This window comes from Serratia sp. JUb9 (genome assembly GCF_014298095.1).
Lineage (GTDB): Bacteria > Pseudomonadota > Gammaproteobacteria > Enterobacterales > Enterobacteriaceae > Serratia_B > Serratia_B rhizosphaerae.
On the sequence record NZ_CP060416.1, the window covers coordinates 3,447,758 to 3,474,559 of the forward strand.

Annotated in this window: 25 protein-coding genes; 9 read left to right on the plus strand and 16 right to left on the minus strand. The window is 56.2% G+C overall.

Features of this window, described 5'->3' with window-relative positions:
• Positions 1-14: 14 nt before the first annotated feature.
• Both HF675_RS16205 and HF675_RS16210 read right to left on the minus strand, forming a co-directional pair.
• A complete protein-coding gene (locus HF675_RS16205; protein ID WP_187043419.1) occupies positions 15-974 on the minus strand; it encodes an isoaspartyl peptidase/L-asparaginase family protein in 960 nt (319 codons plus the stop codon).
• 322 nt (positions 975-1,296) lie between these two features.
• The gene (locus HF675_RS16210) at positions 1,297-1,833 is read right to left on the minus strand and encodes a DUF924 family protein (RefSeq protein ID WP_187043420.1); all 537 of its coding nucleotides are present in this window, start codon (positions 1,831-1,833) and stop codon (positions 1,297-1,299) included.
• Between the two features lie 113 nt (positions 1,834-1,946).
• Between HF675_RS16210 and moeA the strand changes: the two genes are divergently transcribed.
• Both moeA and moeB read left to right on the plus strand, forming a co-directional pair.
• Positions 1,947-3,185, plus strand: a complete 1,239-nt coding sequence (gene moeA, locus HF675_RS16215; protein WP_187043421.1) for a molybdopterin molybdotransferase MoeA — start codon at positions 1,947-1,949, stop codon at positions 3,183-3,185.
• Positions 3,186-3,187: 2 nt separating this feature from the next.
• Positions 3,188-3,949 (plus strand): molybdopterin-synthase adenylyltransferase MoeB, encoded by a 762-nt coding sequence (gene moeB, locus HF675_RS16220; RefSeq protein ID WP_187043422.1) that lies wholly within the window; start codon positions 3,188-3,190, stop codon positions 3,947-3,949.
• Positions 3,950-4,020: 71 nt separating this feature from the next.
• Here the strand turns inward: moeB and HF675_RS16225 are convergent, their stop codons facing one another.
• The 6 genes from HF675_RS16225 to HF675_RS16250 form a co-directional block, all read right to left on the minus strand.
• Complete coding sequence (locus tag HF675_RS16225; RefSeq protein ID WP_105230384.1) at positions 4,021-5,613, minus strand: ABC-F family ATPase; 1,593 nt, start codon at positions 5,611-5,613, stop codon at positions 4,021-4,023.
• A gap of 248 nt (positions 5,614-5,861) precedes the next feature.
• Positions 5,862-6,320, minus strand: a complete 459-nt coding sequence (locus tag HF675_RS16230) for a DUF943 family protein (RefSeq protein ID WP_187044757.1) — start codon at positions 6,318-6,320, stop codon at positions 5,862-5,864.
• A 64-nt stretch (positions 6,321-6,384) separates the two neighbouring features.
• Entirely contained in the window at positions 6,385-6,846 is a 462-nt protein-coding gene (locus tag HF675_RS16235; RefSeq protein WP_187043423.1) for a DUF943 family protein, read from the minus strand.
• A gap of 61 nt (positions 6,847-6,907) precedes the next feature.
• Positions 6,908-7,369 (minus strand): DUF943 family protein, encoded by a 462-nt coding sequence (locus HF675_RS16240; protein WP_255427293.1) that lies wholly within the window; start codon positions 7,367-7,369, stop codon positions 6,908-6,910.
• Positions 7,356-8,210 (minus strand): YPO3983 family protein, encoded by an 855-nt coding sequence (locus HF675_RS16245; protein WP_187044758.1) that lies wholly within the window; start codon positions 8,208-8,210, stop codon positions 7,356-7,358. Before HF675_RS16245 ends, HF675_RS16240 begins: the two co-directional genes overlap by 14 nt.
• A gap of 371 nt (positions 8,211-8,581) precedes the next feature.
• Positions 8,582-8,926: an antibiotic biosynthesis monooxygenase gene (locus HF675_RS16250; protein WP_105230380.1), complete on the minus strand. Its 345-nt coding sequence runs from the start codon at positions 8,924-8,926 to the stop codon at positions 8,582-8,584.
• A gap of 88 nt (positions 8,927-9,014) precedes the next feature.
• Between HF675_RS16250 and HF675_RS16255 the strand changes: the two genes are divergently transcribed.
• The 4 genes from HF675_RS16255 to HF675_RS16270 all read left to right on the plus strand — a co-directional run bounded on the left by HF675_RS16255 (position 9,015) and on the right by HF675_RS16270 (position 13,091).
• Positions 9,015-9,704, plus strand: coding sequence for a helix-turn-helix transcriptional regulator (locus HF675_RS16255; RefSeq protein ID WP_255427294.1), 690 nt, complete (start codon positions 9,015-9,017; stop codon positions 9,702-9,704).
• Positions 9,665-10,261 (plus strand): glutathione binding-like protein, encoded by a 597-nt coding sequence (locus tag HF675_RS16260; RefSeq protein WP_255427295.1) that lies wholly within the window; start codon positions 9,665-9,667, stop codon positions 10,259-10,261. Before HF675_RS16255 ends, HF675_RS16260 begins: the two co-directional genes overlap by 40 nt.
• A gap of 445 nt (positions 10,262-10,706) precedes the next feature.
• Positions 10,707-12,293, plus strand: a complete 1,587-nt coding sequence (locus tag HF675_RS16265; RefSeq protein WP_105230377.1) for a malate:quinone oxidoreductase — start codon at positions 10,707-10,709, stop codon at positions 12,291-12,293.
• 342 nt (positions 12,294-12,635) lie between these two features.
• Entirely contained in the window at positions 12,636-13,091 is a 456-nt protein-coding gene (locus HF675_RS16270) for a helix-turn-helix domain-containing protein (protein ID WP_111737463.1), read from the plus strand.
• Positions 13,092-13,179: 88 nt separating this feature from the next.
• Here the strand turns inward: HF675_RS16270 and HF675_RS16275 are convergent, their stop codons facing one another.
• The 5 genes from HF675_RS16275 to HF675_RS16295 form a co-directional block, all read right to left on the minus strand.
• Complete coding sequence (locus HF675_RS16275; RefSeq protein ID WP_105230375.1) at positions 13,180-13,794, minus strand: fimbrial protein; 615 nt, start codon at positions 13,792-13,794, stop codon at positions 13,180-13,182.
• Between the two features lie 70 nt (positions 13,795-13,864).
• Positions 13,865-14,854 carry a fimbrial protein gene (locus tag HF675_RS16280; protein WP_160027652.1) on the minus strand — a complete coding sequence of 330 codons (990 nt, stop codon included), beginning with the start codon at positions 14,852-14,854 and terminating at the stop codon, positions 13,865-13,867.
• Positions 14,845-17,340: a fimbria/pilus outer membrane usher protein gene (locus tag HF675_RS16285; RefSeq protein WP_111737466.1), complete on the minus strand. Its 2,496-nt coding sequence runs from the start codon at positions 17,338-17,340 to the stop codon at positions 14,845-14,847. The genes HF675_RS16280 and HF675_RS16285 overlap by 10 nt, the downstream gene beginning before the upstream one ends.
• An 11-nt stretch (positions 17,341-17,351) precedes the next feature.
• Positions 17,352-18,053, minus strand: coding sequence for a molecular chaperone (locus HF675_RS16290; RefSeq protein WP_111738090.1), 702 nt, complete (start codon positions 18,051-18,053; stop codon positions 17,352-17,354).
• Between the two features lie 58 nt (positions 18,054-18,111).
• On the minus strand, positions 18,112-18,708 hold the full coding sequence (locus HF675_RS16295; protein WP_105230372.1) for a fimbrial protein: 597 nt from the start codon (positions 18,706-18,708) through the stop codon (positions 18,112-18,114).
• A 639-nt stretch (positions 18,709-19,347) separates the two neighbouring features.
• On the opposite strand from HF675_RS16295, the gene HF675_RS16300 reads away from it, so the two are divergent.
• The 3 genes from HF675_RS16300 to HF675_RS16310 all read left to right on the plus strand — a co-directional run bounded on the left by HF675_RS16300 (position 19,348) and on the right by HF675_RS16310 (position 22,556).
• Complete coding sequence (locus HF675_RS16300) at positions 19,348-20,064, plus strand: EAL domain-containing protein (RefSeq protein WP_105230371.1); 717 nt, start codon at positions 19,348-19,350, stop codon at positions 20,062-20,064.
• Between the two features lie 22 nt (positions 20,065-20,086).
• Positions 20,087-20,677, plus strand: a complete 591-nt coding sequence (locus HF675_RS16305; protein WP_105230370.1) for a LuxR family transcriptional regulator — start codon at positions 20,087-20,089, stop codon at positions 20,675-20,677.
• 256 nt (positions 20,678-20,933) lie between these two features.
• Complete coding sequence (locus HF675_RS16310) at positions 20,934-22,556, plus strand: FMN-binding glutamate synthase family protein (RefSeq protein WP_105230369.1); 1,623 nt, start codon at positions 20,934-20,936, stop codon at positions 22,554-22,556.
• Positions 22,557-22,655: 99 nt separating this feature from the next.
• On the opposite strand, the gene betA is transcribed toward HF675_RS16310, so the two are convergent.
• The 3 genes from betA to betI all read right to left on the minus strand — a co-directional run bounded on the left by betA (position 22,656) and on the right by betI (position 26,574).
• A complete protein-coding gene (betA, locus tag HF675_RS16315) occupies positions 22,656-24,323 on the minus strand; it encodes a choline dehydrogenase (protein WP_105230368.1) in 1,668 nt (555 codons plus the stop codon).
• Between the two features lie 159 nt (positions 24,324-24,482).
• A complete protein-coding gene (gene betB / locus HF675_RS16320) occupies positions 24,483-25,955 on the minus strand; it encodes a betaine-aldehyde dehydrogenase (protein WP_187043425.1) in 1,473 nt (490 codons plus the stop codon).
• Between the two features lie 22 nt (positions 25,956-25,977).
• Positions 25,978-26,574, minus strand: a complete 597-nt coding sequence (gene betI, locus HF675_RS16325; RefSeq protein ID WP_105230366.1) for a transcriptional regulator BetI — start codon at positions 26,572-26,574, stop codon at positions 25,978-25,980.
• Positions 26,575-26,802: the final 228 nt, after the last annotated feature.

Consider the following 26,802-nt stretch of genomic DNA (forward strand, 5'->3'; position numbering starts at 1 on the left):
CCGCCTCCGGCCGGTTAACGGTAGATGCCCACCGAAGGGGCATCGCCGACATAGCCGAAGCCGCGGTACATGCCTTCGCTGTTAAACGGCAGCGCGATATTGCCGTGGCGATCGACGGCGATCAGCCCGCCGCTGCCGCCCAGCTGCAGTAATTTCTCCATCACCACTTTGTCGGTCGCCTGTTGCAGACTGAGGCCGGCGTACTCAATCAGCGCGGAAACATCATAGGCCGTGACGCCGCGCATAAAGGTTTCGCCGGTGCCGGTGGTGGAAACCGCCACCGTGGCATTGTTGGCGTAACAGCCGGCGCCGACGATCGGCGTATCGCCGATGCGCCCCGCCTGTTTGTTGGTCATGCCGCCGGTCGAGGTGGCCGCCGCCAGATTGCCGGCGGCGTCCAGCGCCACCGCGCCGACGGTGCCGAATTTGCGGTCGGGATCGATAGGATCGTCATGCAGCGCTGCGGCGCCGTCATGATCGAGCAGCACCCGGCCGTGCTCCGCCTGAGCGCGGTGCAGTTGATCGAAGCGTTCCTGGGTAAAAAAGAATTCCGGCTCCACCATTTCCAGACCGTGGGCGGCGGCGAATTTTTCCGCCCCGTCGCAGGCAAACATCACGTGCTGGCTCTGTTCCAGCACCGCGCGCGCCGCCAGCACCGGATTGCGCACCCGGCTGACGCCGGCGACCGCCCCGGCGTCGCAGCCGCGGCCGTCCATCACGCAGGCGTCCAGTTCATAGGTGCCCTGATGGGTGAACACCGCGCCCTTGCCGGCGTTGAACAACGGGCACTCTTCCAGCAGCCTGACCGCCTCGGTCACCGCGTCCAGCGCGCTGCCGCCGTCGGCCAGCACCGCCTGCCCGGCCGCCACCACGGACGATAATGCCTGAATATACTGTTGCTCTTTCTCCGCATTCATTGCCGCACGGCTGATTGCGCCCGCGCCGCCGTGAATGGCAATCACTGGTTTGCTCATGGCCTGTCACCCTGTCTTAACGCTCAGATCCCATTGATATGACGGGACGATTATTATTCTTTTTTGACTATATTTAGCGCAGCGGGTGATGTAAAGCCTTTCATCCCCGTGGCGTACCGCCTAACTTTTTATTAGATTCTTTTGCGCATAAATATTTTTTTATGGAATAAAAACAGCGGGTTAATTAAACAAAACGGCACAGTCGCCGGCCACAGGGCTTTATTGAACGCGCGTGCAGACAAATATCACGGCACTACGTCCCACCTGCCGAAAAACTATTCGCCGGGCGGGACGTGGGGCATTATTTTGCCTCTTTATGCCGTCAAAATGACGAACCGGGCTGGCGTAAAAATTCCTCTTCTTCCGCCGTGCTGCGGCGGCCTAAAATGGCATTGCGATGCGGATAACGACCGAACCGATCGATAATCGCCTTATGGCGCACTTCATAATCCAGCTGTTCGGGGTTATTTAATTCCTGATACAGCGCCAGCGCCTGCTGATGAATCAGCGGCGATTCCGAATGCATAAACGGCAAATAAAGAAAGCCGCGCTGCACCGGCGTCAGCTGTTCGCACTCGCCGCTGCGTATCGCCTCCTGCGCCAGAATCAGCGCCATGCCGTCGCAGGAAAATGAGCGCGGCGTACCGCGGAACAGATTGCGGCTGAACTGATCGAGCACGACCACCTCCGCCAACCGGCCTTCGATGCTATCGCGCCAGGCGGCCAGCTCCCCCGCCGCCGCCGCATGCCACAGTGCGGAAAAACGCTGATGCAGCTGACGATCGAAGTCATCGTCTTTGCGGAACCACATCGCCGGATCAATCTCTTCAAACCAGAAATCTATCACCTGCTTATGCATCTTTTTCTCCTTCACGCGTGATTAGCCGGGTCATTCTCCCGTCAGGGGTTATCTGCCATAATAGACCCACTTCGCCGATATTTTCGCGCCCTCTGATTATGGAGTTCTTTTTTATGGACCATTGCCATACTGCCGATCTGATTTCCCTTGAACAGGCGCTGGACAACATGCTCAGCCAGGTGACGCCGCTGAGCGAAACCGAAGCCGTGGCGCTGACCGACGCCGCCGGGCGCATTACCGCCACGCCGGTGATCTCACCGCTCAACGTGCCGCCGTTCGCCAATTCGGCGATGGACGGCTACGCGGTGCGCCTGGGCGACCTCAACGCCAACGCCCCGCTGCCGGTGGCCGGCAAGGCGTTTGCCGGCGCCCCTTTCAATGACGCATGGCCCGCCCACAGCTGCGTGCGCATCATGACCGGCGCGCCGGTGCCGGCCGGCGCCGAAGCGGTGATTATGCAGGAGCAGGCGGAAGTGACCGACGACGGCGTGCGTTTCAACGCCGTGGTACACGCCGGGCAGAATATCCGTCTGGCGGGCGAAGATATCCGCCAGGGCGCCAGCGTACTGCCCGCCGGGGTGAAGCTGGGCGCCGCGCAGCTGCCGCTGCTGGCCTCGCTGGGGATTGCCGAACTGCGTGTGATGCGCAAACTGAAAGTGGCGGTGTTTTCCACCGGCGACGAGCTGCAGCCGGTCGGCCAGCCGCTGCAGGAAGGCCAGATTTACGACACCAACCGTTTTGCCGTGCGCCTGATGCTGGAACAGCTGGGCTGCGAGGTGCTTGACCTCGGCATTATCCGCGACGATCAGACGGCGCTGCGCGCTGCCTTCAACCAGGCCGACAGTGAGGCCGATGTGGTGATCAGCAGCGGCGGCGTCTCCGTCGGCGAGGCCGATTACACCAAACAGATGCTCGACGAACTGGGCGAGGTCGGCTTCTGGAAGCTGGCGATCAAACCGGGCAAACCGTTCGCCTTCGGTAAACTGCAGCACGCCTGGTTCTGCGGCCTGCCGGGCAACCCGGTCTCCGCGGCGCTGACCTTCTATCAGCTGGTGCAGCCGCTGCTGGCAAAACTGGCCGGCCACAGCGAATGGCGTATGCCGCCACGCCTGCGCGCCCGCGCCCTGACGCCGCTGAAGAAATCGCCGGGCCGCCTCGACTTTCAGCGCGGGCTGTTCGCCAGCAATGCGCAGGGTGAACTGGAAGTCAGCACCACCGGCCACCAAGGCTCGCACGTGTTCAGCTCCTTCAGCCAGGGCAACTGCTTTATCGTGCTGGAGCGTGAGCGCGGCGCCGTTGCCGCCGGCGAGATGGTGGAGATCGAGCCGTTTAATGCGCTGCTGAGGAGCTGATCATGCTGCCGGAATTAACCGATGCCGAAACCCTGCGCTATAACCGCCAGATCGTCCTGCGCGGTTTCGACTTCGACGGGCAGGAGCAGCTGAAAGCCTCCCATGCGCTGATCGTCGGCCTGGGCGGGTTAGGCTGCGCGGCGGCGCCTTACCTGGCCGCCGCCGGCGTCGGCCGGCTGACGCTGGTGGATTTCGACAGCGTGGCGCTCTCCAACCTGCAGCGCCAGATCCTGCACAGCGACCAGCGCATCGGCATGAGCAAGGTGGCCTCGGCCCGACAAACGCTGGCCGAAGTGAATCCGCACGTGGCGATCGACACCGTGGACAAACAACCGGACGATGAACAGATGGCGGCGCTGATCGCCGCCTGCGACGTGGTGCTGGACTGCACCGATAACGTCGCCACCCGCGATCAGCTGAACCGCCTGTGCCACGCGCAGCGCAAGCCGCTGGTTTCCGGCGCGGCCATCCGTATGGAGGGCCAGCTGAGCGTGTTCACCTATCAGCCGGGCGAGCCATGCTACCGCTGTCTGAGCCGGCTGTTCGGCGACACCGTGCTGACCTGCGTGGAAGCCGGCGTGATGGCGCCGCTGGTCGGCACCATCGGCAGCCTGCAGGCGATGGAAGCCATCAAACTGCTGACCCGTTACGGGCAGCCGCTGGTGGGAAAACTGCTGATGTTTGACGCCATGAGCATGCAGTTCCGCGAAATGAAACTGCCGAAGAACCCGCAGTGCGAGGTGTGCGGCGCAGAGGCCGAATAAGCGGGGAAAAGAGAGAGACGGCGCGGCGGGCGCCTGAAGTGCACCCGCCGCGCCGTTAATCCGTCAGAGGATTAGGCAATACCCTGGCTACGCAGATAGTCTTCGTAGTTGCCGGTAAAGTCGATCACCTTGTTCGGGGTGATTTCCAGAATGCGCGTTGCCAGCGAGCTGACGAACTCACGGTCGTGGGAAACGAAGATCAGCGTGCCTTCATACATTTCCAGCGCCATGTTCAGCGATTCAATGGATTCCATATCCAGGTGGTTGGTCGGCTCATCCATAATCAGGATATTAGGACGCTGCATCATCAGCTTGCCAAACAGCATACGCCCCTTCTCACCACCGGACAGCACCTTCACTTTCTTCTTGATATCGTCCTGGCTGAACAGCAGACGGCCAAGCACGCTGCGCACCGCCTGCTCGTCTTCGTTCTCCTGCTTCCACTGGCTCATCCAGTCGAATACCGTCAGCGTCTCATCGAACTCATATTCGTGATCCTGGGCGTAGTAACCAATCTTGGCGTTTTCCGACCATTTGACGCTGCCGTTGTCCGGCTGCATATCGCCCACCAGCGTTTTCAGCAATGTGGTTTTACCGATACCGTTGGTACCCAGCACCGCGACCTTCTCGCCGACTTCCAGCATCAGGTTCAGCTTGTTGAACAACGGACCGTTGTCGAAGCCCTTAGTCAGCGCTTCCACTTCCAGCGCGTTGCGGAACAGTTTCTTGTTCTGCTCGAAGCGGATAAACGGGTTCTGACGGCTGGAGGCTTTTACCTCGTCCAGCTGGATCTTATCGATCTGACGTGCGCGCGAGGTGGCCTGCTTGGACTTGGAGGCGTTGGCGCTGAAGCGACTGACAAACGACTGCAGCTCGGCAATCTGCGCCTTCTTCTTGGCGTTGTCCGCCAGCAGACGTTCGCGCGCCTGGGTGGCCGCCGTCATATATTCGTCGTAGTTGCCCGGGTAGACACGCAGTTCGCCGTAGTCCAGATCCGCCATATGGGTGCACACCATATTCAGGAAGTGACGGTCGTGCGAAATGATGATCATGGTGCTGTTGCGTTCGTTCAGCACCTGCTCCAGCCAGCGGATGGTGTCAATATCCAGGTTGTTGGTCGGTTCATCGAGCAGCAGAATTTCCGGATCGGAGAACAGCGCCTGCGCCAACAGCACGCGCAGTTTCCAGCCCGGGGCGATCTCGCTCATCGGGCCATAGTGTTGTTCCACCGGAATGCCGACGCCCAGCAGCAGCTCGCCGGCGCGCGCTTCGGCGCTGTAGCCGTCCATCTCGCCGTAGGCAACTTCCAGATCGGCCACTTTATAGCCGTCTTCTTCGCTCATTTCCGGCAGCGCGTAGATGCGGTCGCGCTCTTCTTTCACTTCCCACAGCTCGGTGTGGCCCATGATCACGGTATCGAGCACGCTGTACTGCTCAAAGGCGAACTGATCCTGACGCAGCTTACCCAGACGCTCATTCGGGTCGAGCGCAACGTTGCCGCCGCTCGGCACCAGATCGCCGCCGAGGATCTTCATAAAGGTGGATTTGCCGCAGCCGTTGGCGCCGATCAAACCGTAACGGTTACCGCCGCCAAACTTGACGGAAATGTTTTCAAACAGCGGCTTACTGCCGAACTGCATAGTGATGTTGTTAGTACTTAACACAACGCTCGCTCTTAATTGGGAATGTGATTTGGCGCGCATTATGCCACAACGGGCCGCCGGGATCGCCCATAGTGTGTTCATTTTTACCACACGCGGCCAGTGAGGGGGAATGACGCATGGCTGACAATGTGGATTAGCCGACAGTGAGCGACGAAACGTGCTGCCGGTGGCGTGCTGCTACGGAGGCTGACGTGCGATTGGGTGCTGGCCGATCCGACGGGGAAGTTCGCTCGCGATAAAAGCGTTAATTACCGGTACTCATAGCTAACCACTTCGCCATTCTCTTTAAGCAAGTATTTACCCCCACCATATGCCGTGAAGTGTATTCTATTTCGACTATCATTATTTACTGAAAAAACCGCATGTTTTTCAATGCAGTTAAGTTTTGTATCTATATCATCGAAACACAACCTGTCATACTTACCCTCTTCTTTATAACCATCACCAAACAGCCAAAATGTGATGGTGAAACTACCATAAGATGCAGGCTTAGGGATTCCGTAGCGAATTTTCAGCATATCTTTATTCTTCAGCCACCAGGATATTTTACCTTTATCGGTAAGTGGAAAGCTCTTGACTAACACAGCGCTGAAATTATTCCGCTGATGAACGGCAACAATCTCTACCGGTCGCAAAAGAAGCCAAAAAGCATAACCAATTAAAACACCGGCCATCACTAACAGGACTAACTTAACCCTCATATCCATAGATCTTATCGACACGACTTTCCTCCCTGATTCTCCCATGCAGAATAAAGATAAATCATCATCCTTAGTCTATATTTACCTTTGTTATCTTACCGTTTTTATCGATTCGGTATATTCCTCCATTCGCAAAAAACACAACCCCCATGTTTTTGCTATTGCGCACATTTAAAACGATATCCTTTTCAATACAATTAACCTTGGTCTTCATATCATTAAAACAGCGCCTGTCGTACTTACCTTCCTCTTTATAGCCGTCACCAAACAGCCAGAAAGTGATGCTAAAATCACCATAAGATGCCGGTTTGGGGATGCCATAGCGCTCTTTTAGCATATCCTTATTCTGCAACCACCACTCTATTTTCCCCCTGGTAGTAAGCGGGAAGTTATTGACCAACACTGAGCTAAAGTGCCTATTTTCATGAACCGCAACAATATCTACCGGCCGTAACAATAACCAAGCGATATAAAAAGTTAGAATGCAGAACATTAGTAGTGAAAATAATCTTTTCCTATTCATCATTGCCATGAAGATCTTCCAAGAAACTTAACGGTAAATAATCTCACATAAAAAATGGAATAAACATCTATTATTCCCTATTTATTTTTATAGTTTCACCACTTCCCTTCATCAGGTATCTGCCATCGTCAACAGTAAACAATAATTCTTTCCTTTTATTATTTTCAACGGTAAGTAACTTATTTTTATCGATGCATTTTTTATTTGTCGGTATATCATTGAAACATAACCTATCGTACTTACCCGCCTCTTTATAACCATCACTAAAATCCCAGAAGGTAATGACGAAAAAACCAGAGGATGTAGATTGAGGAATACCATATCGTTTTTCCAACATGTCTTTATTATCCATCCACCAATCGATCTTGCCCTTGTCGGTAAGAGGGAAGTTTTTCACCAACACAAAGCTAAAATCATCATCCTTATGGACGTCAACAATCATCACTGGGTGAGAAAACCACCAGAAAAAGAAAACTAATAAGACGACGCCAAGTGATATCAATCCTAGCAAGTTTTTTTTAATTACTATCATTACGCTCTCCGGTAATTTCGACGATAGCATCCATATTCGTTATAAATGGTCTAAAACCAAACTGGTTGTATCGCTGCAGAACAAACCAAATACGGAAAAAACGAAACTGTTTGAATTTAATCTTTAAAACATCCTCGTTATCCAGGCCAAAGTGATCCTGTACTTTATAATGTACTATTGCACGATAACGATTATTATCAACCTGCAGAGACTTAATCGTAATGTCAGTAGCCCAAGTATCATGTACAGTGATACCCATACCATTAAAGTTATCTTGGAATCGATCGAATTTTGGTAGTCTACTAATAGATATATATTTTCTTAACTTCTCCTTATGCTCTTTTGGATAGCATTTATTTTCCCAGTTTATATATTTGTTAAATACATCTTTTAGCAGCAAACGAGAACTATCTTGTGTATTATCCCCCAAAATATGCTCCCTCAACGCCCTGTCCAGATGCGGGCTGGCAAACGGTGTGCCGTTGCCGTATTGCAGATGGTCGATCATTTTGCCGATCAGGTACTTGTAGGGGCCATAAAGGGCAAACATCCGCGACAGCTGGCGCAGCTCATCAAATAGTATGGCGGCGCACTCCCGGCGGGTCAGCGTCTGTTGCGGGGCGGACAGGCGGCTGACCATCGCATAGGCGCGCGGGTGCGTCTGGTGAAGACGTTTTCTGGTCAGCGTCCACGGGTCTACGGTGGCGGAAACGTCCGCCAGTCGAAAATGCGTTTTTAGCTGTGATGCGGACAGGTCTCCACAACGCATATCGCTCGCTCCGTAATCGTCCATGCGCTTTTGCGTTTTAAATATCGTGCAGGGGAACTGCAGTGCAGCCATCATGATACATTCCTTGTGTCATCGTCCAATGATCGTCACAAGCGAATGATACTCAGCAGCCAAACTTAGTATAGATATTGCACGCAACTGCGGCGAAAAACAGGATTCATGCTGCTATTAACACCAAAAAGATAAGTTTATTCCTGGATTTTCAGCGCCTCCGGAGGCGGCTCTTCCCCCTGACGCTTCCTTATTAAGAAACAACGGGCAACGTTTCATTACTGCAGCATGGGGAAACCGTGGTTATTTTCAGAAACACAGGGCGGCCGATGTTTCTCTTGCCGCCACCGATGCCTCCTTTTCCCCATCACTGCGGCGCCGTCGATGCGCGCCGCTGCGGCAACCGCCCTCCTTCTTTTGCGCGTGCGCAATCAGCCATGCGCCTGCCGGCTGTCCGCCGGCGCCTGTTCACGTTGGCTGTCGCCGTAATCACGCACCACCTGCGCTACCCGCAACCGGTAATCGTGCAATACGCCATCGCGGCCGCGCGCCTGCGCCGCACGGTGCGCCTCCAGATTGCGCCACTGCCGCACCGCCTCTTCATCACGCCAGAAGGAGAGCGACAGCAGTTTGTCCGGCTCGGCCAGGCTTTGGAAGCGTTCGATGGAAATAAAGCCGTCAATCTGCGCCAGCAGCGGCTTCAGCTGCGCCGCCATCGCCAGATAGGTCTCCTGCCGCCCTTCGGCCGCGTGCAATTCAAAGATTACCGCAATCATCTTTTCCTCCCGGCGCAGCGCGCCTTGTCGATAAGCTGACGCCAGCCTAAACTCATCCTTACCACGACACTTCGCCATGGAGCGAAATATGCATCACGATGAAATCGACCAGCGGCTGGCGGCAATCGGCGCCGCTATCGCCGACCGTTCGCGGGCGCGCATGCTGTGCCTGCTGATGGACGGCCGCGCCTATACGGCTACGGAACTGAGCGTCGCGGTCGATGTAGCGCCGTCGACCGCCAGCAGCCATCTGGCGCGGTTGCAGGATCAGCGGCTGATCGCCTGCGTCAAACAGGGGCGCTACCGCTATTTTCGTCTGGCGGACGGTGAAGTGGCCGCCGCGCTGGAATCGCTGATGGCGCTGGCGGGCGCGCCGCGACCGGTGGTGAAAAGCAGCACGCCGACGGCGCTGCAGCTGGCCCGCACCTGCTATGACCATATGGCCGGCGAGGTAGCGGTCAGCCTGCATAACCGGCTGTTTGCGCAGGAGTGGCTGTGCGGCGACGACTATCAGCTAACGCCGCAAGGACGCAGCGCGCTGGAACGGTTGGGGGTCGACTGTGCGCTCCCCGCCTCCCGCCGCCGTTTCGCCTGCGGCTGCCTGGACTGGAGCGAACGACGAGAACATCTGGGCGGCGCGCTGGGCGCAGCGCTGCTGGCCGCCTTCGAACGGCGCAGCATCCGGAACGGCTACAGCTCTATTCCCTGCCGACGCCCAACGGCGTCAAAGTGTCGATCATGCTGGAAGAGACCGGCCTGCCTTATGAGGCGCATCTGATTGATATCGGCCAGAACGAAACCTGGACGCCGGAGTTTCTGTCATTGAACCCCAACGGCAAAATCCCGGCGATCCTCGATCCGGCCGGGCCGGACGGCAAACCGCTGGCGCTGTTCGAATCCGGCGCCATTTTGCTGTATCTGGCAGAGAAATGCGGTGAGTTCCTGCCGCAGGATCCGGTACAGCGCATTGAAACCATCCAGTGGGTATTCTTCCAGATGGCGGCGGTAGGGCCAATGTTCGGCCAGCTCGGCTTCTTCCACAAGTTCGCCGGACGCGAATATGAAGACAAACGCCCGCTGCAGCGCTATCAGAAGGAGTCGCAGCGCCTGCTCGGCGTGCTGAATGACCGGCTGGAAAACCGCGAGTGGATCATGGGTGCAGATTACACCATCGCCGATATTTCCCTGCTCGGCTGGGTGCGCAACCTGATTGGCTTCTACGAAGCGCGCGAACTGGTGTCGTTCGACAGCTTCCCCCACGTCGGCGCCTGGCTGGAGCGCGGTCTGGAACGCCCGGCGGTGCAGCGCGGCCTGAACATCCCGGCGCGACCATAAGCCGTATCACCGGTCGCCTGCCCGGCGGCCGTTATCTTTTTGTTACCTGACGCGGCTGGCAATTAGACGCCGCATACGCTTCACCGCTTAATTTGCCGGCAAAGAGGGGATGCTTAGCCGGCGAATAATACAATTACTGCAAAACTTAAATTAAATTCGCATTAAACCTTATATTTTCTGTAAGTTTTGAAACTTTTTTTAGTTACAAAAGTAGTTTTTAACATTCCTGTAAAGAATAATACCCCGCCAGTAAACGTGAACCGCACATTTGCTCTTCAGCGTCGCTACGAATAAGCCACTTTTCGTTAAATACCCTGTTAACAAAAAGGGCTTATCGCTATTTACGCGCCGAGGACAATGCGCGTTTTCACGAATATCCAGGGTTATTACCGATAAATTCTTTCACCTGCAATGAGTAGAATTTACACAAAAGAGATTTAATTTAATGAGAAAATTACTCGTTCTGTTTTTCTGCGCCAACCTGTTCGGCCTTGGCCAGCAGGCCGTCGCCGCAGAAAATAAAAACGTCGACGTTATGCTGATCGGCGGCGGTATCATGAGCGCCACGCTGGGCACTTACCTGCATGAACTGGAGCCGGACTGGACCATCGATATGGTCGAGCGCATGAACTCCGTGGCGGAAGAGAGCTCCAACGGCTGGAACAACGCCGGCACCGGCCACTCCGCGTTCTGTGAAATGAACTACACCCCGGAAAAAGAAGACGGCACCATCGATATCAGCAAAGCGGTGACCGTTAACGAATCTTTCGAGATCTCCCGCCAGTTCTGGTCTTATCAGGTCAAAAACAACGTCCTGGGCAATCCGAAATCCTTTATCAACAGCGTGCCGCACATGAGCTTTGTCTGGGGAGACGATAACATCAACTTCCTGCGCAAACGCTACGCCGCGCTGCAGCACAGCACCCTGTTCCGCGGGATGGAGTACTCTGAAGACCCTGCGCAGATCAAACAGTGGGCGCCGCTGATGATGGAAGGCCGCGATCCGGCGCAGAAAATCGCCGCCACCCGCATGCCGCTGGGCACCGACGTTAACTTCGGCGTGATCACCCATCAGCTGGTGGACAGCCTGTCCAAAGACAAAAAATTCAACCTGAGCCTGGGCCATGAAGTACGCGATATCAAACGCAACCCGGACAACAGCTGGGCGGTGACCATCGCCGATCTGAACAACGGCGGTAAAGAAACCACCACCAACGCCAAGTTCGTGTTTATCGGCGCCGGCGGCGCGGCGCTGCACCTGCTGCAGAAGTCCGGCATTCCGGAAGCAGACGGCTACGGCGGCTTCCCGGTCGGCGGTCAGTTCCTGGTTACCAGCAACCCGGAAGTTGCCAATCAGCACCTGGCGAAGGCCTACGGCCTGGCCAGCGTCGGTTCCCCGCCAATGTCGGTACCGCACCTGGATACCCGTATGCTGGACGGCAAACGCGTGCTGCTGTTCGGACCGTTCGCTACCTTCTCCAGCAAATTCCTGAAAAACGGTTCGCTGTTTGATCTGATCGTTTCCATGAACAGCTCAAACCTGATGCCAATGACCCACGTCGGTCTGGATCACTTCGATCTGGTGAAATACCTGGTCGGTCAGCTGATGATGAACGACGACGATCGCTTTGCCGCGCTGAAAGAGTACTACCCGGACGCCAAGCAGGAAGACTGGAAACTGTGGACCGCCGGCCAGCGCGTACAGATCATCAAGAAAGATGCTGATAAAGGCGGCGTGCTGCAGTTCGGCACCGAAGTGGTCAGCTCGCAGGACGGCAGCATCGCCGCACTGCTGGGCGCGTCACCGGGCGCTTCCACCGCTGCGCCAATCATGCTGCACCTGATGGAAAAAGTGTTCAAAGACAAAGTGGCAACGCCGCAGTGGCAGGCCAAGCTGAAAGAGATCATCCCGTCCTACGGCCAAAAGCTGAACGGCAACGTGGAAATGACCAACAAGATCCGCAGCTACACCAGCAACACGCTGCAGCTGAACTATGTTGAAGTGAAACCGGAAGCTGCTGAAGCGCAGTAAACCTACGCGGCCGGCAACGGCCCCGCTCCGGTAACCGCACATGCCAGTCAGTCAACGCTGACTGGCATTTTTTATGCCGTATTATCTCGCCGGATTCGCGGGAATATTCAATGCCACCGGCAATCACTCATATCGCCTTGATATGCCCCTACCGCCAGCAGAGCATTTTTCGCTCCCCTGATTTACCAAGTTCCCTCTTGCGTAATGGATTTTGCCCGCCTATTATCAAAGCACAAACTTGGATAATTAGCCTGTTCATACCTGAAACACCGGTTTTACGTATGAATGGCGACGCCTTATCTCTTGAGATCTGAATGTCGTACCTGCGGGAGAATTTAAATAATGGATCGCGCCAATATCATTCACGACTTACTGGACTGGATTGAAACTCACCTGGACCAACCGCTGCTGCTGGATAACGTGGCGGCAAAATCGGGCTACTCCAAATGGCACCTGCAACGCATGTTCCGCAGCACCACCGGCCACGCCCTCGGCAGTTACATCCGCGAACGCCGGCTGTCGAAAGCCGCTCAGGCGCTGCGATCGACGCCCCGCCCGATCCTGGATATCGCCCTGCAATATCATTTTGATTCCCAACCCTCGTTTTCCCGTGCGTTCAAAAAACAGTTCGGCAAAACGCCGGCGGTTTACCGTCGCAGCGACTGGGGCAGCTTTGACGACACGCCGCTGCCTGCCGCTGCGCAGCCGGCACAACATCAGGATTCGCCAGGGCTACAGCTGCTGTACGCCAAACAGTGCGTCGACGGCAAATGCAGCAACTGGATGGGGCAGCGCTAGCCTCACCCGCCGTATCCGCCGATAAAAAAGGGCGCCGTCATGATAACGGCGCCCTGATTGTTTGCGGCTTACGCGGCCGGACGATCGGTTAGTTATAGCGAATCTCATAGGTAGCGTAGCTATGAATCGGCCCGGAGGTGGTTTTTTTCGGCGCCTGCGTCACATAGCCGATGTAATAGGTAAAGGTGCCGACGTCCTTGGCGCCGATTTCCGGCTGCACGCTGTTCTGATCCGGATCGGCCGGAATAATTTTATTCGACTTGTCCAGGGTATCGTTACCGTTTACCGACAGGGCCAGCGCAATATTACTCGCGCCGTCGCTCAGGCTGTTCGCCAGATAGCCGGCGTCCTCATTCGCGCCCTGCAGCAGATTGCCTCCCACCCAGCTGACGCTGATGTTACGCAGATCGGCCTCCGAGAGCGTTTCCGCAGAGCCTTCCATAATCTGGCAGTTGCTCAGCTGAATGGTAAAAGACTTCGGCTTCAGATAAGCACCGGCGCCACGGTTATGCACTTCCTGCAGCGAGACCGGCGCCAGATAAACGTTGGCGTCGCTGCCCTGGCCGTTGACCGAGACGGAGCAGGAGGTATCGGTGATTTTGCCCAGAAAATCCACCCGGCCGCCGTCGGCATTCGGCGTCGCAGCCTGTGCCAACGCGCAATACCCCATTCCGGCAATCAGCAATGATACACAGCGTTTCATGATAGCGTTCCTTTATATACAGGGGCGCAGGCAGAAGCGCTGCGCCCGGACGGAGGCGAGTCCGTTTCCGTTAGTCGTAGGTCAGGTTAAACACCATATGGGCTTCAACCGCGCCGGAGGTAATCTTCGACAGGTACTGGTAAAAACGCGCGGTGTACGACAGGTCGATATACTGCATCTGGTTATTTGCCAGACGGCCGACGTTATACGCCTTTTTAAACTGCAGCGGGTTCATCCGGCTGTCCAGCACCTGCACGCCGACGCCCTGCGCCGCGCTGCTGTCGGTTCGCTCGTTTTTCAGCACCCCCTGGCTCAGCGCAGTGCCGGTCGCCAGGTTGCCGTCAAAGGTCATATTGACGTTGGCATAGCCGGCCACGCTGACGCCGCCGCTGCACTGCAGCTGAATCGGGAATTTTCGCCCGCCGGCAAAGGTGCCGACGCCGTTCAGGTCGCTGGTTTTAATCGCGCCGATATCCACGCTGAAGTTATTGCCGCCCATCACCGTACAGGACGGCGAAACGATGGTCAGCGCATTGGCGCTCAGGTAAGTTTCCAGAATCGGGTTGGAGCCGTACACATAGTCGTACGAGGTATATTTACCGCTGGCAACGCTGCCGCTGCCGGTTACCGCCGCGGTCTTGATCACCTGCAGAGTAAAGGTGGAACCCGCCAGGTAGTAGCGCGTACCGCGACCAGCGTTAAAGTTTTTCACTTCCGGATAGGTGAACTGGATCTCGCCGCCGCGCCGGAAACGCAACCCGATGCCCGGCACGTTGGTGGAATATACCTTGTTGCCCAGATCCTGCACGCCGGTGGCGACAATTCTGGCGGAAAAGTCGTTGCGGCCGGTGCAGTAGTAGTTGATGCCGCTCTGGCTCATGGTCCAGCTCTTTTCATACAGCACCGAGCCAATCGGCGCGTTCGGGTCCACCACCACACGGCCGACCACCATATCCAGCTGCACGGTCGGCGTATTGTAGCGGGTACAGGCGGCATAGGCCTGCCCGGCGGCCAGAGCGGCAATCACCACCAGCCAACGACAGAGATTTTTTACTGACATACCGCATCCTTAGTTGAGGCCGGGTTCAGGGCGATAGTGCACCGACCGTTGCTCCAGGTGATTACCGCCTGCTTCGCGGTGTCCGAGGAGATAAACAGCGTGCTGCCCTGGCCCACGACGCCAATATATTTACCGTTTTCGTCCACGATATCCGCACCAAACGGCAGCGGTTCGCCATTGCTCTGCCGCGCGCGGAAGTTCAGGTTCTTCTCAACGGTGGTGTTGAATTTCACCTTCACGATGCTGCCCTCATACGGCACCACCTGCGCAACGGTCTTCTCAAAGTTGATGTCTTCCGAGCTGCCTTTCGGGTTAATTTCCACCGCATTGATACGGTACGGCCGCAGATAAGGCAGCACCGCATAGCCGTTGCCGTCCACCCGGGTGCCCGGCGAGCCGGGCAGCATCGCGCCCTTGGCGTCTTTGGCTTCGATCAGCGCCATGGTGGTGCCGGTTTCCGGCGACAGCGTCACCCCGCCGCCGTGGGCAATCAGCGAGCCGCTGGCGCCCAGGCCGCTCTGACGATAGCCTTCGCCCTGGCTGTAGCTGGCGGTCAGCGTTGAATAAGGCGCGCGATAGCTGCCGTTCAGGCCGACGTTGTGGTCGCCGCCGCGCGCCACCGAGGTGGTCACGCCGTAGCTCAGGTTGTTCTCTTCGCCGAAGGAGCCGTTCAGACCCACCTGCGAGTTGCCGAAGTGCGAGTTGTTGAAGACGGTGTTCGAATTCAGGTTCGCCCGGCGGTTTTCGCCGAAGTACAGCGGATAGCTGAAGTTAAGCGAAATGCGATCGTCTTTGTTGTTGCCGCCGTTATTGGCCGAGTAGACACGCTGCACGCCGACGTTATACGTCATGCGGCCCCACATGTTGTTGTAGCTCAGCTGATACTGCTTCTCGGTGCCGCTGCGGTTCCAGTAGTCGGCAATCCGCCCGGTAAAGTAGAAGCCGCCCCAGCCTTCCGGCAGATCCTGGTTGACGGTATAGCTGAAACCGTTTTTCTCCCGCCAGATTTCGCGGTTATTACCGCTCTTCTCCCTGTCGATGGTGTACAGCGCATCGCTCAGGTTGTAATAATCCTTGGTGGAGTAGCGGTACGCCGCCAGTACGATGCTGGTCTGCGTGCTGGAGAACATGCGGTTAAAACTCAGGCGGAAGCTCTGGCCGGTTTTATCTTCATCTTTCAGCTTCAGGCGCGACTGCGTCATATCCAGCGACAGCGCGCCGATACCGGTATTAATACCGCTGCCCAGCAGCACCGACTGATAGTCGTTAAAACCGCTGACGCCGAAATAGCCGGTGAACAGGTTATTCACGCCATATTGATAGGTGCCCTGCACAATCGCCGGCTTATTACGCAGGTCATCGGCGTCGGCCTTACCGACGGCGAAGGTATAGCGCATCATGCCCGGACGCAGCAGTTGGGTAACGGACGAGTAAGGCACGTTAAAGTGCTGCTCGGAGCCATCGGCCTCTTTGATCGTCACTTCCAGATCGTTGCCATAGCCGGACGGATACACATCGTTGATGTTAAACGGCCCGGGCGGCACCGAGGTCTGATAAATGATATTGCCGCTCTGGCGCACGGTGACCAGGGCGTTGCTTTGCGCCACGCCGCGAATCTCCGGCGCATAGGAGCGCATGCCGTCCGGGAACATGTTGTCATCGGTCGCCAGGTTCACCCCGCGCAGCCCCACGCTGTCGAAGAACTCACCGTTGGTAAAGAACTGGCCGCCGGTAAAGATCGACTTCATCTGCGGGATCGGCCGCTGCAGGTAGGTCTGGTTGGAGTTCCAGCGCGCGCTGCCCCGCTGCTGCTGCCAATCCAGGTTGCCGATGTGTTTCAGCAGCCAGCCGTCATAGGAGAAACCCGCATTGATGCCCAGATAAGCGCTGGAGTCATCTGAACCCTGCGCGGAAGAGACATGGTTGTTGTAGTAGTTGGCGGTATAGGCCAGGTTCAGCGCCGGGACGCCTTCGTCCCAGAACTCCGGCGCTACATAACCTTTGTACATGCGGTTTTCATAGATCTGCGGCACCGACAGATCCAGACGCAGCGAAGACTGGTTAAAGTTGTCTTTCAGGTTGTCATCCTGGCGCCACTCGCTCAGGCGGCCGCAAAACTCAGGATTTTTGCTCAGCGCCTCATTGAGTTTCTCCACCGCCACGCCAAACTGCGACAGCATTTTGGCGGTGTAGCAGACGCCCAGTTTGGACTGTTTATCGCGGGTGATCTGCAGGTCATAACGCCCGCGCCACTCATCGTTGGTGTAGACATCGACGGAATAGGTTCCCTCGCTGATCGCTACGGTGCTAAAGCGCGTCAGGTCGACCTTCTCCTTGCTGCCGACGATAAAGCCATCGTTAAATTGATACAGCGGCTGTTGATTTTCCTGCGGCTCCGCCGCGCCGGCCGGAGAAATACAAGCCGAAACCACGATCGTCACAGAGAGCTTGCAACCCAATGCTTTTATCGGCACCCACTGTTTCATCTGAAATATCCCTATTTTACCGCGAGTTTAATGGCAACGTCTGAGCCGTAATCATTGATATTGTTAATAACCAGAGTTTCGCCCGCTTTGAACGCCGTCTTGGTGTTCAGCGTTCCGCTGCTTTGCGGCGCCAGCATCAGAGTGCGGTCGTTCAGCGCCGTTTTGCCATCGCGTGAAACCTTGGTCACGGTGATATAAAACGGCGTCGGATTATTCAGCGTCAGGCTATTACCCGCCGCCTTCAGCACCAGCTGCTGCGGCGCGGCGTCGCGATTGCCCAACCCGCTCGGACGATAGAAGAATTTAAAGCGTGAGCGAATCGCCAGCTGCAGTACGTTCTGCCCTTCCTGCTGGCGCTCGGTATTGCTTGGCGGGATCTCCAGAATATTCAGCCACCACAGGCTCTCTTTATTCGTCGCCAGGCCAGATTTATTCGCCAGCTTAATACGCAGGGTCTGACCGCTTTTCGCATCCACACGGGAAATTGGCGGCGTAATTAAAAAAGGCGTCACGATAGTATCCGGCGTGGCATTCGCGTCGCCATTATCCAGCCAGGCCTGCGCCAGCGCCGGTCGATCAGCTGAGTTGGACAGCTGCACCGTTATTTCTCTTTCATTTCCCGGATAAATAAAGCGCGTGCCGTTAGCGATAATATTGTTGGCGGAAGCAGAGAAACTGAAAATGAAACAGAAAAAAAGGGCAATAAATTTCATCATAACCTCAGAAATGAAAGCGGCAGACGCGCTGCCGCTTTTGTTCAGCAAAAGATTATTACTGATAGGTAATTTCGTAAGTCGCGTAGCTGTTGACCACACCGCTGGTTACAGTGTCTGGGGTCGCAGTAGCGTAGCCTACGTAGTAGGTGAAGCGCTTGCCGCCGTCCAGGTCAGCAACGCTGGTCGCTGCTTTCTGGTTGGCATCGCCCGGGATGATTTTGTTGGTCAGGTTTTTCGCATCGTCAGCAGACAGCACCAGTTGGATGTTCTGCGCACCGGTACCTTCGGTGTTGGCCAGGTAGCCTGCGGTGGTGCCGCTTGCGCCGGTCAGCAGGTTACCGCCGGTCCAGTTAACGCCCAGTTTGTCAGCGCTGACTTCGGTATCGGCCGCCTGGCAGTTGGTAACGTCAATGGTGAAAGACTTAGGTTTCAGGTAAGTGTTGGCACCTGAGTTTTTCACTTCGCTCAGGCTTACCGGCGACAGGTAAACGCTGGCGTCGCTGCCTTGACCGTTAACAGAAACAGTACAAGATACGTCGGTTACTTTGCCGTAGAAGTCAACCTGACCGCCGCCAACATTTTCGGATGCAGCGTGTGCGGCAGACATTCCCAGAAAAGCGGTCGCTACTGCGGAGAGTAATACTTTGTTCATTGTAATATCCTATGTCGGAATTTATCGAAAATGATTGATATAGTCGTTAGTCCGCACAGAAGATTAAGGAATACAATCTTGCCGTCCCGTCACTATGCGTTAACTAAAATGGAAATGCTGACTGTCACCCAGGCAATACATTAAATATCCATATTTGCAGGCAATATTTGTCACTACCTATAGGTAGAATTCCGAAGTTATAAACGACAGAATCACGAGGAATAGATTTAATTCCGCCGCTAACATGTTCCATTTCGGAAGTATCCTAGTCTCACCACCCCAATAAATTAAAATCGTTTATAACATTCATAAATGCCCCCTTGATAGGAAAAATCTATCAACGATTACCCATCGATCGATATTGACGATTCTAAAAGATAGGAATAGTCTGTATTTTACACGGGAGATAAACAAAACTAACGGCAAGTTAACGTTAAATCAGTGCATTACGGCAGAGCGATGAGTGCAACTTTTCTGATTTTAAAAGAGAAGTGAAAATCAGGCATGCATTTTGACACCCACTTCACCAAAGAAAAGGCAAAGGCGGTTATAAATAAGAATCTTACCAATAAAACCTGCCAAAGAAATTATTAACCAGTTAAAAAACAATGAACTGTAATTCAATCCAAGGATTGGTAAATGAGCACTTCTTTTATAGAGAGAAATAACGGTATCTATTTTACCTTTCAGCCGATGTTCACCAGAACGGGGCAGTTGATCGCCGTTGAATGCCTGTCGCGTTTTACCCTGGACAGCGTATTCGCTCATTGCTCGCCGGAGCAGTTCTTCAAAAGCGCGGACGGCCTGACCCGCATCGAAATCCTGCAAGAGCAGGTCGAACTGATAGAGAAATATCAGGCCTGGTTCAATCAACATCAGGTGATTGTCACGCTAAATGTTGACGATCACTCACTGGCTTCATTAGCCAGCAGCCAGTTTGCAGAAAGAATAAAGTCCATACGTTGCATCCATTTTGAAATCAGCGAAAGCGCGACGCGCCTGGTAAAAGATCGCGTCCACCTCGATCCGACGCTGGAGGGATATTCGTTTTGGCTTGATGATTTTGGTTCCGGCTACGCGGGCTTTTCCGCACTTTATAACAGCCGTTTCCGTTTCGTTAAACTCGACCGCTTCCTGTTGTGGAATTTTATGCAACGGCCCGGCGGCGAAGGTTTAATGCGCGCATTACTGCGTTTTTTTTACCTGAATAATTATAAGGTCATTATCGAAGGTGTGGAAACGCCCGACCATAAAAGGTGGTTGAACGAAATGCCCTATTACGCACTGCAAGGAAAGCTGTGGAAGGAGTCCGACATCAGGGACTTAAATTCGCTTCTGACAGCTGAATACTTCTAACTTATTGTTGGGGTCAGCCCTTATGCCTAAAAATAATGTCCTTGTCATTAGTGAGTGTAAATACAGCTACGTCGGCCTGTCCGTGCTGTTGAAAAAACATTACGGCCAATATGATATCCGCCTGTTTTCCGACTTTATGCACGGCGGCGCCAAGGCGGAGAAGATCGTCAAACATGACATCGCGCTGATCTTTACCTCGCAGAACCTGGAGCAGAGCGTCAATGTTATCGAGAGCCTGGTCGCCATGCACAACGGTTATCGCAGCAATACCCGCATTGTGGTGTTCTACGACGATGAACGGGTGGTCAATCTGCTGTCGGTGCTGGGGATCACGGTCGAACTGATCTCCGCGCGCATGCCGCTTTATTCGCTGCAAGAAAAATTGCAGCAGCTGTTCGACAGCCCGATGGCCGGCGGCATCCGGGTGCAGAAAACCCGTGAGCTCAGCCCGGCGGAAAGCGACGTGCTGTTTAACCTGCTGCGCGGCGACAGCCTGTTGTGTATCGCGCAAAAGCGCGGCACGCATCCAAAAACCATCTTTTCTCAGAAATACAGCGCCATGCGCAAGCTGCGCCTGCGCAGCATGAGCAGCATTTTTGTTGCGGCCAAATAATCTGAAGGGGCGTCTTCGCGCCCCCTTCCTTCTTACCCGCCTGCCAAGCATGCGGATCGATGCCTTCTCCAACGCCACCGATTAAGTTAAATTAATGTAACAACAAGTAAACAAGCAGTAACAGCCACATCCTGTCGCCGCAATTTGGTTACTCTTCCACCACGGGATTTCCCGCTGGCATGATGGCGTTTTTCGCTTTCTTCGCCGCTTCTATCAGCATTGTCGTCTGGATTAAAAATAAACATCAGGAGATGTTATGAAATCATCCTTATTCAGCCGTTATACCTGCTTTATGCTGAGCATTATCTTGGCGCTGGCCTTCTTCTTTATGGCCCTGGAACAGCCCTGGTTCTGGCTGCCCGCCCTGGCGTTTATCGCCCTGACCGCGCTGGGCCTGTATGACCTCAGCCAGCAGCGCCACGCCATCTGCCGTAACTACCCGATTATCGGCCGGCTGCGTTTCTTCTTCGAATTTGTCCGCCCTGAACTGCGCCAGTATCTGCTGGAAGAAGATGACGAGCAGATCCCCTTTTCACGCACCCAGCGTTCGCTAGTCTACCGCCGGGCGAAAAACCAGATGGGGGATAAACCCTTCGGCACCATTATCGACGTGTATAAAACCGGCTATGAGTGCATCGGTCACTCCATGTGCCCGGTGCCGGTCGCCGATCCCACCAGCTACCGCATCACCATCGGCGGCCCGGACTGCACCCAGCCCTATTCGGCCTCCATCTTCAACATCTCCGCCATGAGCTTCGGCGCGCTGTCTGCCAACGCTATCCGCGCGCTAAACCTCGGGGCGGCCAAAGGCAACTTTTACCACGACACCGGCGAAGGCAGCATCAGCCGTTATCACCGGGAACACGGCGGCGATCTGGTCTGGGAACTGGGCAGCGGCTATTTCGGCTGCCGCACCGCCGACGGACACTTCGATCCGCAGCGCTTCGCCGAACAGGCCGCCAGCCCGCAGGTGCGCATGATTGAAATCAAGCTCAGCCAGGGCGCCAAGCCGGGCCACGGCGGCATTCTGCCGGCGAAAAAGGTTGATGCGGAGATCGCCGCCACCCGCGGCGTGCCTGAAGGGCAGGACTGCATTTCCCCCTCTTCGCACAGCGCCTTCCGAACGCCGATCGAAATGATGCACTTTATCCAGCAGCTGCGGCAGCTCTCCGGCGGCAAACCGGTCGGCTTTAAACTGTGCATCGGCCACCCGTGGGAGTTCGTCGCCATTGTCAAAGCGATGCTGCACACCGGCATTCTGCCGGACTTTATCGTGGTTGACGGCAAAGAGGGCGGCACCGGCGCCGCGCCGCTGGAACTGTCCAACTATATGGGCATGCCGCTGCGCGAAGGGCTGCTGTTCGTGCACAACACGCTGGTTGGCTGCGGCCTGCGCGACAGCATCAGGATCGGCGCCAGCGGTAAAATCATCAGCGCCTTTGATATCGCCAGCGTGATGGCGCTCGGCGCCGACTGGGTGAACTCGGCGCGCGGCTTTATGTTCGCCGTCGGCTGTATCCAGTCGCAAAGCTGCCACACCAACCACTGCCCGACCGGCGTCGCCACGCAGGATCCACTGCGGCAGAAAGCGCTGGTGGTGCCGAATAAAGCGGAGCGGGTGTACCACTTCCACCAGAATACGGTGAAGGCGCTGGCCGAAATGCTGGCGGCGGCGGGCGTCAGCCGTCCGGAACAGCTAACGTCGCACCATATGCTGCGCCGCATCACCCCGACGGAAATCAAGGTCTACGCCGATATCTACTACTATCTGGAACCGGGCGCGCTGCTGGAAAAAGAGATTAAAAGTGAGTTTTACGCCCGCATGTGGCGTATGGCAACGCCAAGCAGCTTCGACCAGGCGGTCGCCCTGTCGGCTTAACGTATCGGTGATGCCCCGGGTAAAACGGGGAAATAACCCCGGTGCAGGACGCGCCGGGGGAATATTCCCTCCTCGCCGGGCGGCGAAGAGGGAAATTGATTACTGCTTGCGCACCGGCGCGTCGCCGGCAACGTAGTAATCCGCCGTGCTGCGCGGCAGCGGCGTGCGCTGACGGATACGGTCGGCGATTTTCTCGGCGATCATAATGGTGGTGGCGTTCAGGTTGCCGGTAATGATCTGCGGCATAATGGAGGCATCCACCACGCGCAGCCCTTCCATACCGTGCACCCGACCCTGGCCGTCTACCACCGCCATCTCATCTTCGCCCATTTTGCACGAGCAGGACGGATGGAAGGCGGTTTCTGCATGTTCACGCACGAAGGCGTCCAGCTGTTCGTCGGTCTGCACCTCCGGCCCCGGGCTGATCTCCCGGCCGCGATACTCATCCAGCGCCGGCTGCGCCATAATTTCGCGTGTGATACGGATCGCATCGCGGAACTCCTGCCAGTCCTGTTCGGTCGCCATATAGTTGAACAGAATGCTCGGATGCTGGCGCGGATCTTTCGATTTCACCTGCACCCGGCCGCGGCTCGGCGAACGCATGGAACCGACGTGCGCCTGGAAACCGTGTTCTTTCACCGCGTTGCTGCCGTTGTAGTTAATCGCTACCGGCAGGAAATGGTACTGAATATTCGGCCAGTCAAACTCTTTGCGGCTGCGGATAAAACCGCCGGCCTCAAACTGGTTGCTGGCGCCGACGCCGGTGCCGTTGAACAGCCATTCCGCACCGATTTTCGGCTGGTTGAACCATTGCAGCGCCGGATACAGCGATACCGGTTTCTTACAGGCGTACTGCAGATACATCTCCAGGTGATCCTGCAGATTCTCGCCGACGCCCGGCAGATCGTGCACCACATCAATATCCAGCTGCTTCAGCAATGCCGCCGGGCCTACGCCGGAGCGCTGCAGAATTTGCGGCGAGGCAATAGCGCCGGCGCACAGCAGCACTTCTTTGCGCGCACGCGCCGTATGCAGTTCATTGCCGTCGCCCTTCAGGTAGCTGACGCCCACCGCACGCTTGCCGGCAAAATCGATATGATCGGTCAGCGCATGGGTAACGATGGTCAGATTCGGCCGCGGGCGCGCCTGGTCCAGATAACCACGCGCGGTGCTGGCGCGGCGGCCTTTCGGCGTGACGGTGCGGTCCATCGGCCCGAAGCCTTCCTGCTGATAGCCATTCAGGTCGTCGGTGCGCGGATAGCCGGCCTGTACGCCCGCTTCGATCATCGCGTGGAACAGTTCATTATTGCCGGCCTTCGGCGTGGCAACGCTGACCGGGCCGTCGCCGCCGTGGTAGTCGTTCGGCCCGATATCGCGGGTTTCCGCCTTGCGGAAGTACGGCAGGCAGTCCAGGTAGCTCCAGTCTTCCAGACCCGGCGCTTTCGCCCAGTTGTCAAAATCCATCGCATTGCCGCGAATGTAGCACATGCCGTTAATCAGCGAGGAGCCGCCCAGCCCTTTGCCGCGCCCACACTCCATGCGGCGGTTGTTCATGTGCGGTTCAGGATCGGTTTCATACGCCCAGTTATAACGGCGGCCCTGTAACGGGAAGGCCAGCGCCGCGGGCATCTGCGTACGAAAATCCATCCGGTAATCCGGGCCGCCGGCTTCCAGCAGCAGGACGCTCACGTCGGCGTCTTCGGTTAAACGGGTGGCTAATACGTTACCGGCGGAACCGGCCCCGATAATGATGTAATCGTATTCCATCAATTATCTCCTTTCATTGATATAGCTGAGTGATGCAAACGGCCTGCAGGCCCGCATACTGTGCAGTCAAAATAGCGTTGCTTGACGTAAAAAGACGGGCATAGCCCGGGTATTCAGGCTGCGGCGCACGGCGCCGCAGCCTGAATGCGACGGTGGGGATCAGAACACGGAACCGAAGTCGCCCAGTTCAACCTGCACCGATTTGATTTGCGTGTAGTGCTCCAGCGTGGTCAGGCCGTTTTCACGACCGACGCCGGAGTGTTTGTAACCGCCGACCGGCATTTCGGCCGGTGACTCACCCCAGGTGTTGATCCAGCAGATGCCGGCTTCCAACTGGTGAATCACCCGGTGGGCGCGTGCCAGATCGCGGGTCACCAGACCGGCCGCCAGACCGTAGGTGGTGTCGTTGGCGCGTTTGATCACTTCCTCTTCGCTGTCGTAGCTGAGGATGCTCATCACCGGCCCGAAGATCTCTTCGCGCACAATTTCCATCTCGTCGCTGCAGTCGGTAAACACCGTCGGCGCCACGTAAGCGCCCTTGCCGAACTCGCCGTCGGTTACGCGTTCGCCGCCGCACAGCAGGCGCGCGCCGCTGTTCTTGCCGCTTTCAATAAAGCGCAGCACGGATTCCATATGCGGGAAGCTGACCAGCGGGCCGAAGTTGGTGTCCGGATCGGTCGGATCGCCCAGGCGAATGCGCTGCACGCGCTCCAGGATTTTGCTTTCAAACTGGGATTTCAGCGCCGCCGGCACAAAGACGCGCGTGCCGTTAGTGCACACCTGGCCGGAGCTGTAGAAGTTGGCCATCATGGCGATATCCGCCGCGCGATCCAGGTCGGCGTCGTCAAACACGATCAGCGGCGATTTACCGCCCAGTTCCATGGTGACTTCTTTCAGCGTCGAGCTGGAAGCGTTGGCCATCACCTTCTTGCCGGTTTTTACGCCGCCGGTGAAGGACACTTTGGCGATGCCCGGATGGTCGGTCAGGTACTGGCCCACTTCCGCGCCGCTGCCGGTCACCACGTTGAACACGCCGTCCGGCAGGCCGGCTTCGGTGTAGATTTCCGCCAGCTTCAGCGCCGTCAGCGAAGTGACTTCGCTCGGTTTGAAGATCATCGCGTTACCAGCGGCCAGCGCCGGCGCCGATTTCCACAGGGCGATCTGGATCGGATAGTTCCAGGCGCCGATGCCGGCAACCACGCCCAGCGGTTCGCGGCGGGTGTAAACAAATGAGGAGTCGCGCAGCGGGATCTGCTGGCCTTCGATCGCCGGGATCAGGCCGGCGTAATACTCCAGCACGTCGGCGCCGGTGACAATATCCACCGCGGTGGTTTCCGACAGCGCCTTCCCGGTATCGAGGGTTTCCAGCGCCGCCAGTTCGTCATTGCGCTCACGCAGGATATCCACCGCACGGCGCAGAATGCGCGAACGCTCCATCGCCGTCATCGCCGCCCACACCTGCTGTCCGCTGGCTGCACTCGCCACCGCCCGGTTGACGTCTTCAGCGCTGGCGGCCTGAACTTCGGCGATCGTTTCGCCGTTGGCCGGGTTGACTGCGTTGAAAGTTTTACCCTCGGTACTGTCTACATAGGCACCATGAATATAGAGCTTCTGTAAGCCAAAACGGGACATAGGTTCTCCTTTATTGCTGTCCTCAGGGCGGCGTATGCCCCCGGAGCTGAAACATAATGTATTCGCTGGTCAGCGCGATGGCCTTGGCCTGATTAAACTCGCTGCCGCGCAGCGCAGCGCGCAGCCACAGGCCGTCAATCAGTGCCGCCAGCCCTTTTGCCGCCAGCCGCGCCTGCGCTTTGGGCAGCGCGCGCTGAAATTCGGCGCTCAGATTGGAATACAGCCGGCGTCCGTTAACCTGCTGCAACCGGTTGAGCTGCGGCTGATGCAGACTGCTGGCCCAAAAAGCCAGCCAGGTTTTCATCGCCGCGCTGTTGATCTGGCTGTCGTCAAAGTTGCCGGCGACAATCGCCTGCAGACGCGCAGCCGGACTCTGGTCTGTCTGTGCCTGTAATCGCCGCCTGACTGCCTCGCCCAGATGGCTGATCAGATAGCGCATCGTCGCTTCCAGCAGGCCGTTCTTATCCTTGAAGTAATGACTGATAATGCCGTTCGACACGCCGGCCCGACGCGCAATCTGCGCGATAGTGGCATCATGCATTCCGACATCGTTTACTGCGGCCAACGTGGCATCAATCAACTGCTGCCTTCGTATCGGCTGCATTCCTACTTTTGGCATGGCTCCGACTCTCAAAACAGGTCTTCTGTAAGACGGCGTTTCCTGCCCAAGTATGGCAGTTTTTAGCAAAAATTAAGAAACGTCGCCTGACTATTAAACTTTTTTTTGATTGAACGTTCAATAAAAATTGCATATATTTTATTACCGCTTGGTTACTAAAGTGTAATATTCGGTTGTGGAACTGGCTGATTTTTGTGAGGTATTTAACAAACCTGACCAAAATCAGTG

Coding starts and splice junctions, on each gene's coding strand:
- HF675_RS16205 (WP_187043419.1), bottom strand. CDS start 974: ATGAGCAAACCAGTGATTGCCATTCACGGCGGCGCGGGCGCAATCAGC.
- HF675_RS16210 (WP_187043420.1), bottom strand. CDS start 1,833: ATGCATAAGCAGGTGATAGATTTCTGGTTTGAAGAGATTGATCCGGCG.
- moeA (WP_187043421.1), top strand. CDS start 1,947: ATGGACCATTGCCATACTGCCGATCTGATTTCCCTTGAACAGGCGCTG.
- moeB (WP_187043422.1), top strand. CDS start 3,188: ATGCTGCCGGAATTAACCGATGCCGAAACCCTGCGCTATAACCGCCAG.
- HF675_RS16230 (WP_187044757.1), bottom strand. CDS start 6,320: ATGGATATGAGGGTTAAGTTAGTCCTGTTAGTGATGGCCGGTGTTTTA.
- HF675_RS16235 (WP_187043423.1), bottom strand. CDS start 6,846: ATGGCAATGATGAATAGGAAAAGATTATTTTCACTACTAATGTTCTGC.
- HF675_RS16240 (WP_255427293.1), bottom strand. CDS start 7,369: ATGATAGTAATTAAAAAAAACTTGCTAGGATTGATATCACTTGGCGTC.
- HF675_RS16245 (WP_187044758.1), bottom strand. CDS start 8,210: ATGGCTGCACTGCAGTTCCCCTGCACGATATTTAAAACGCAAAAGCGC.
- HF675_RS16250 (WP_105230380.1), bottom strand. CDS start 8,926: ATGATTGCGGTAATCTTTGAATTGCACGCGGCCGAAGGGCGGCAGGAG.
- HF675_RS16255 (WP_255427294.1), top strand. CDS start 9,015: ATGCATCACGATGAAATCGACCAGCGGCTGGCGGCAATCGGCGCCGCT.
- HF675_RS16260 (WP_255427295.1), top strand. CDS start 9,665: ATGCTGGAAGAGACCGGCCTGCCTTATGAGGCGCATCTGATTGATATC.
- HF675_RS16265 (WP_105230377.1), top strand. CDS start 10,707: ATGAGAAAATTACTCGTTCTGTTTTTCTGCGCCAACCTGTTCGGCCTT.
- HF675_RS16270 (WP_111737463.1), top strand. CDS start 12,636: ATGGATCGCGCCAATATCATTCACGACTTACTGGACTGGATTGAAACT.
- HF675_RS16275 (WP_105230375.1), bottom strand. CDS start 13,794: ATGAAACGCTGTGTATCATTGCTGATTGCCGGAATGGGGTATTGCGCG.
- HF675_RS16280 (WP_160027652.1), bottom strand. CDS start 14,854: ATGTCAGTAAAAAATCTCTGTCGTTGGCTGGTGGTGATTGCCGCTCTG.
- HF675_RS16285 (WP_111737466.1), bottom strand. CDS start 17,340: ATGAAACAGTGGGTGCCGATAAAAGCATTGGGTTGCAAGCTCTCTGTG.
- HF675_RS16290 (WP_111738090.1), bottom strand. CDS start 18,053: ATGAAATTTATTGCCCTTTTTTTCTGTTTCATTTTCAGTTTCTCTGCT.
- HF675_RS16295 (WP_105230372.1), bottom strand. CDS start 18,708: ATGAACAAAGTATTACTCTCCGCAGTAGCGACCGCTTTTCTGGGAATG.
- HF675_RS16300 (WP_105230371.1), top strand. CDS start 19,348: ATGAGCACTTCTTTTATAGAGAGAAATAACGGTATCTATTTTACCTTT.
- HF675_RS16305 (WP_105230370.1), top strand. CDS start 20,087: ATGCCTAAAAATAATGTCCTTGTCATTAGTGAGTGTAAATACAGCTAC.
- HF675_RS16310 (WP_105230369.1), top strand. CDS start 20,934: ATGAAATCATCCTTATTCAGCCGTTATACCTGCTTTATGCTGAGCATT.
- betA (WP_105230368.1), bottom strand. CDS start 24,323: ATGGAATACGATTACATCATTATCGGGGCCGGTTCCGCCGGTAACGTA.
- betB (WP_187043425.1), bottom strand. CDS start 25,955: ATGTCCCGTTTTGGCTTACAGAAGCTCTATATTCATGGTGCCTATGTA.
- betI (WP_105230366.1), bottom strand. CDS start 26,574: ATGCCAAAAGTAGGAATGCAGCCGATACGAAGGCAGCAGTTGATTGAT.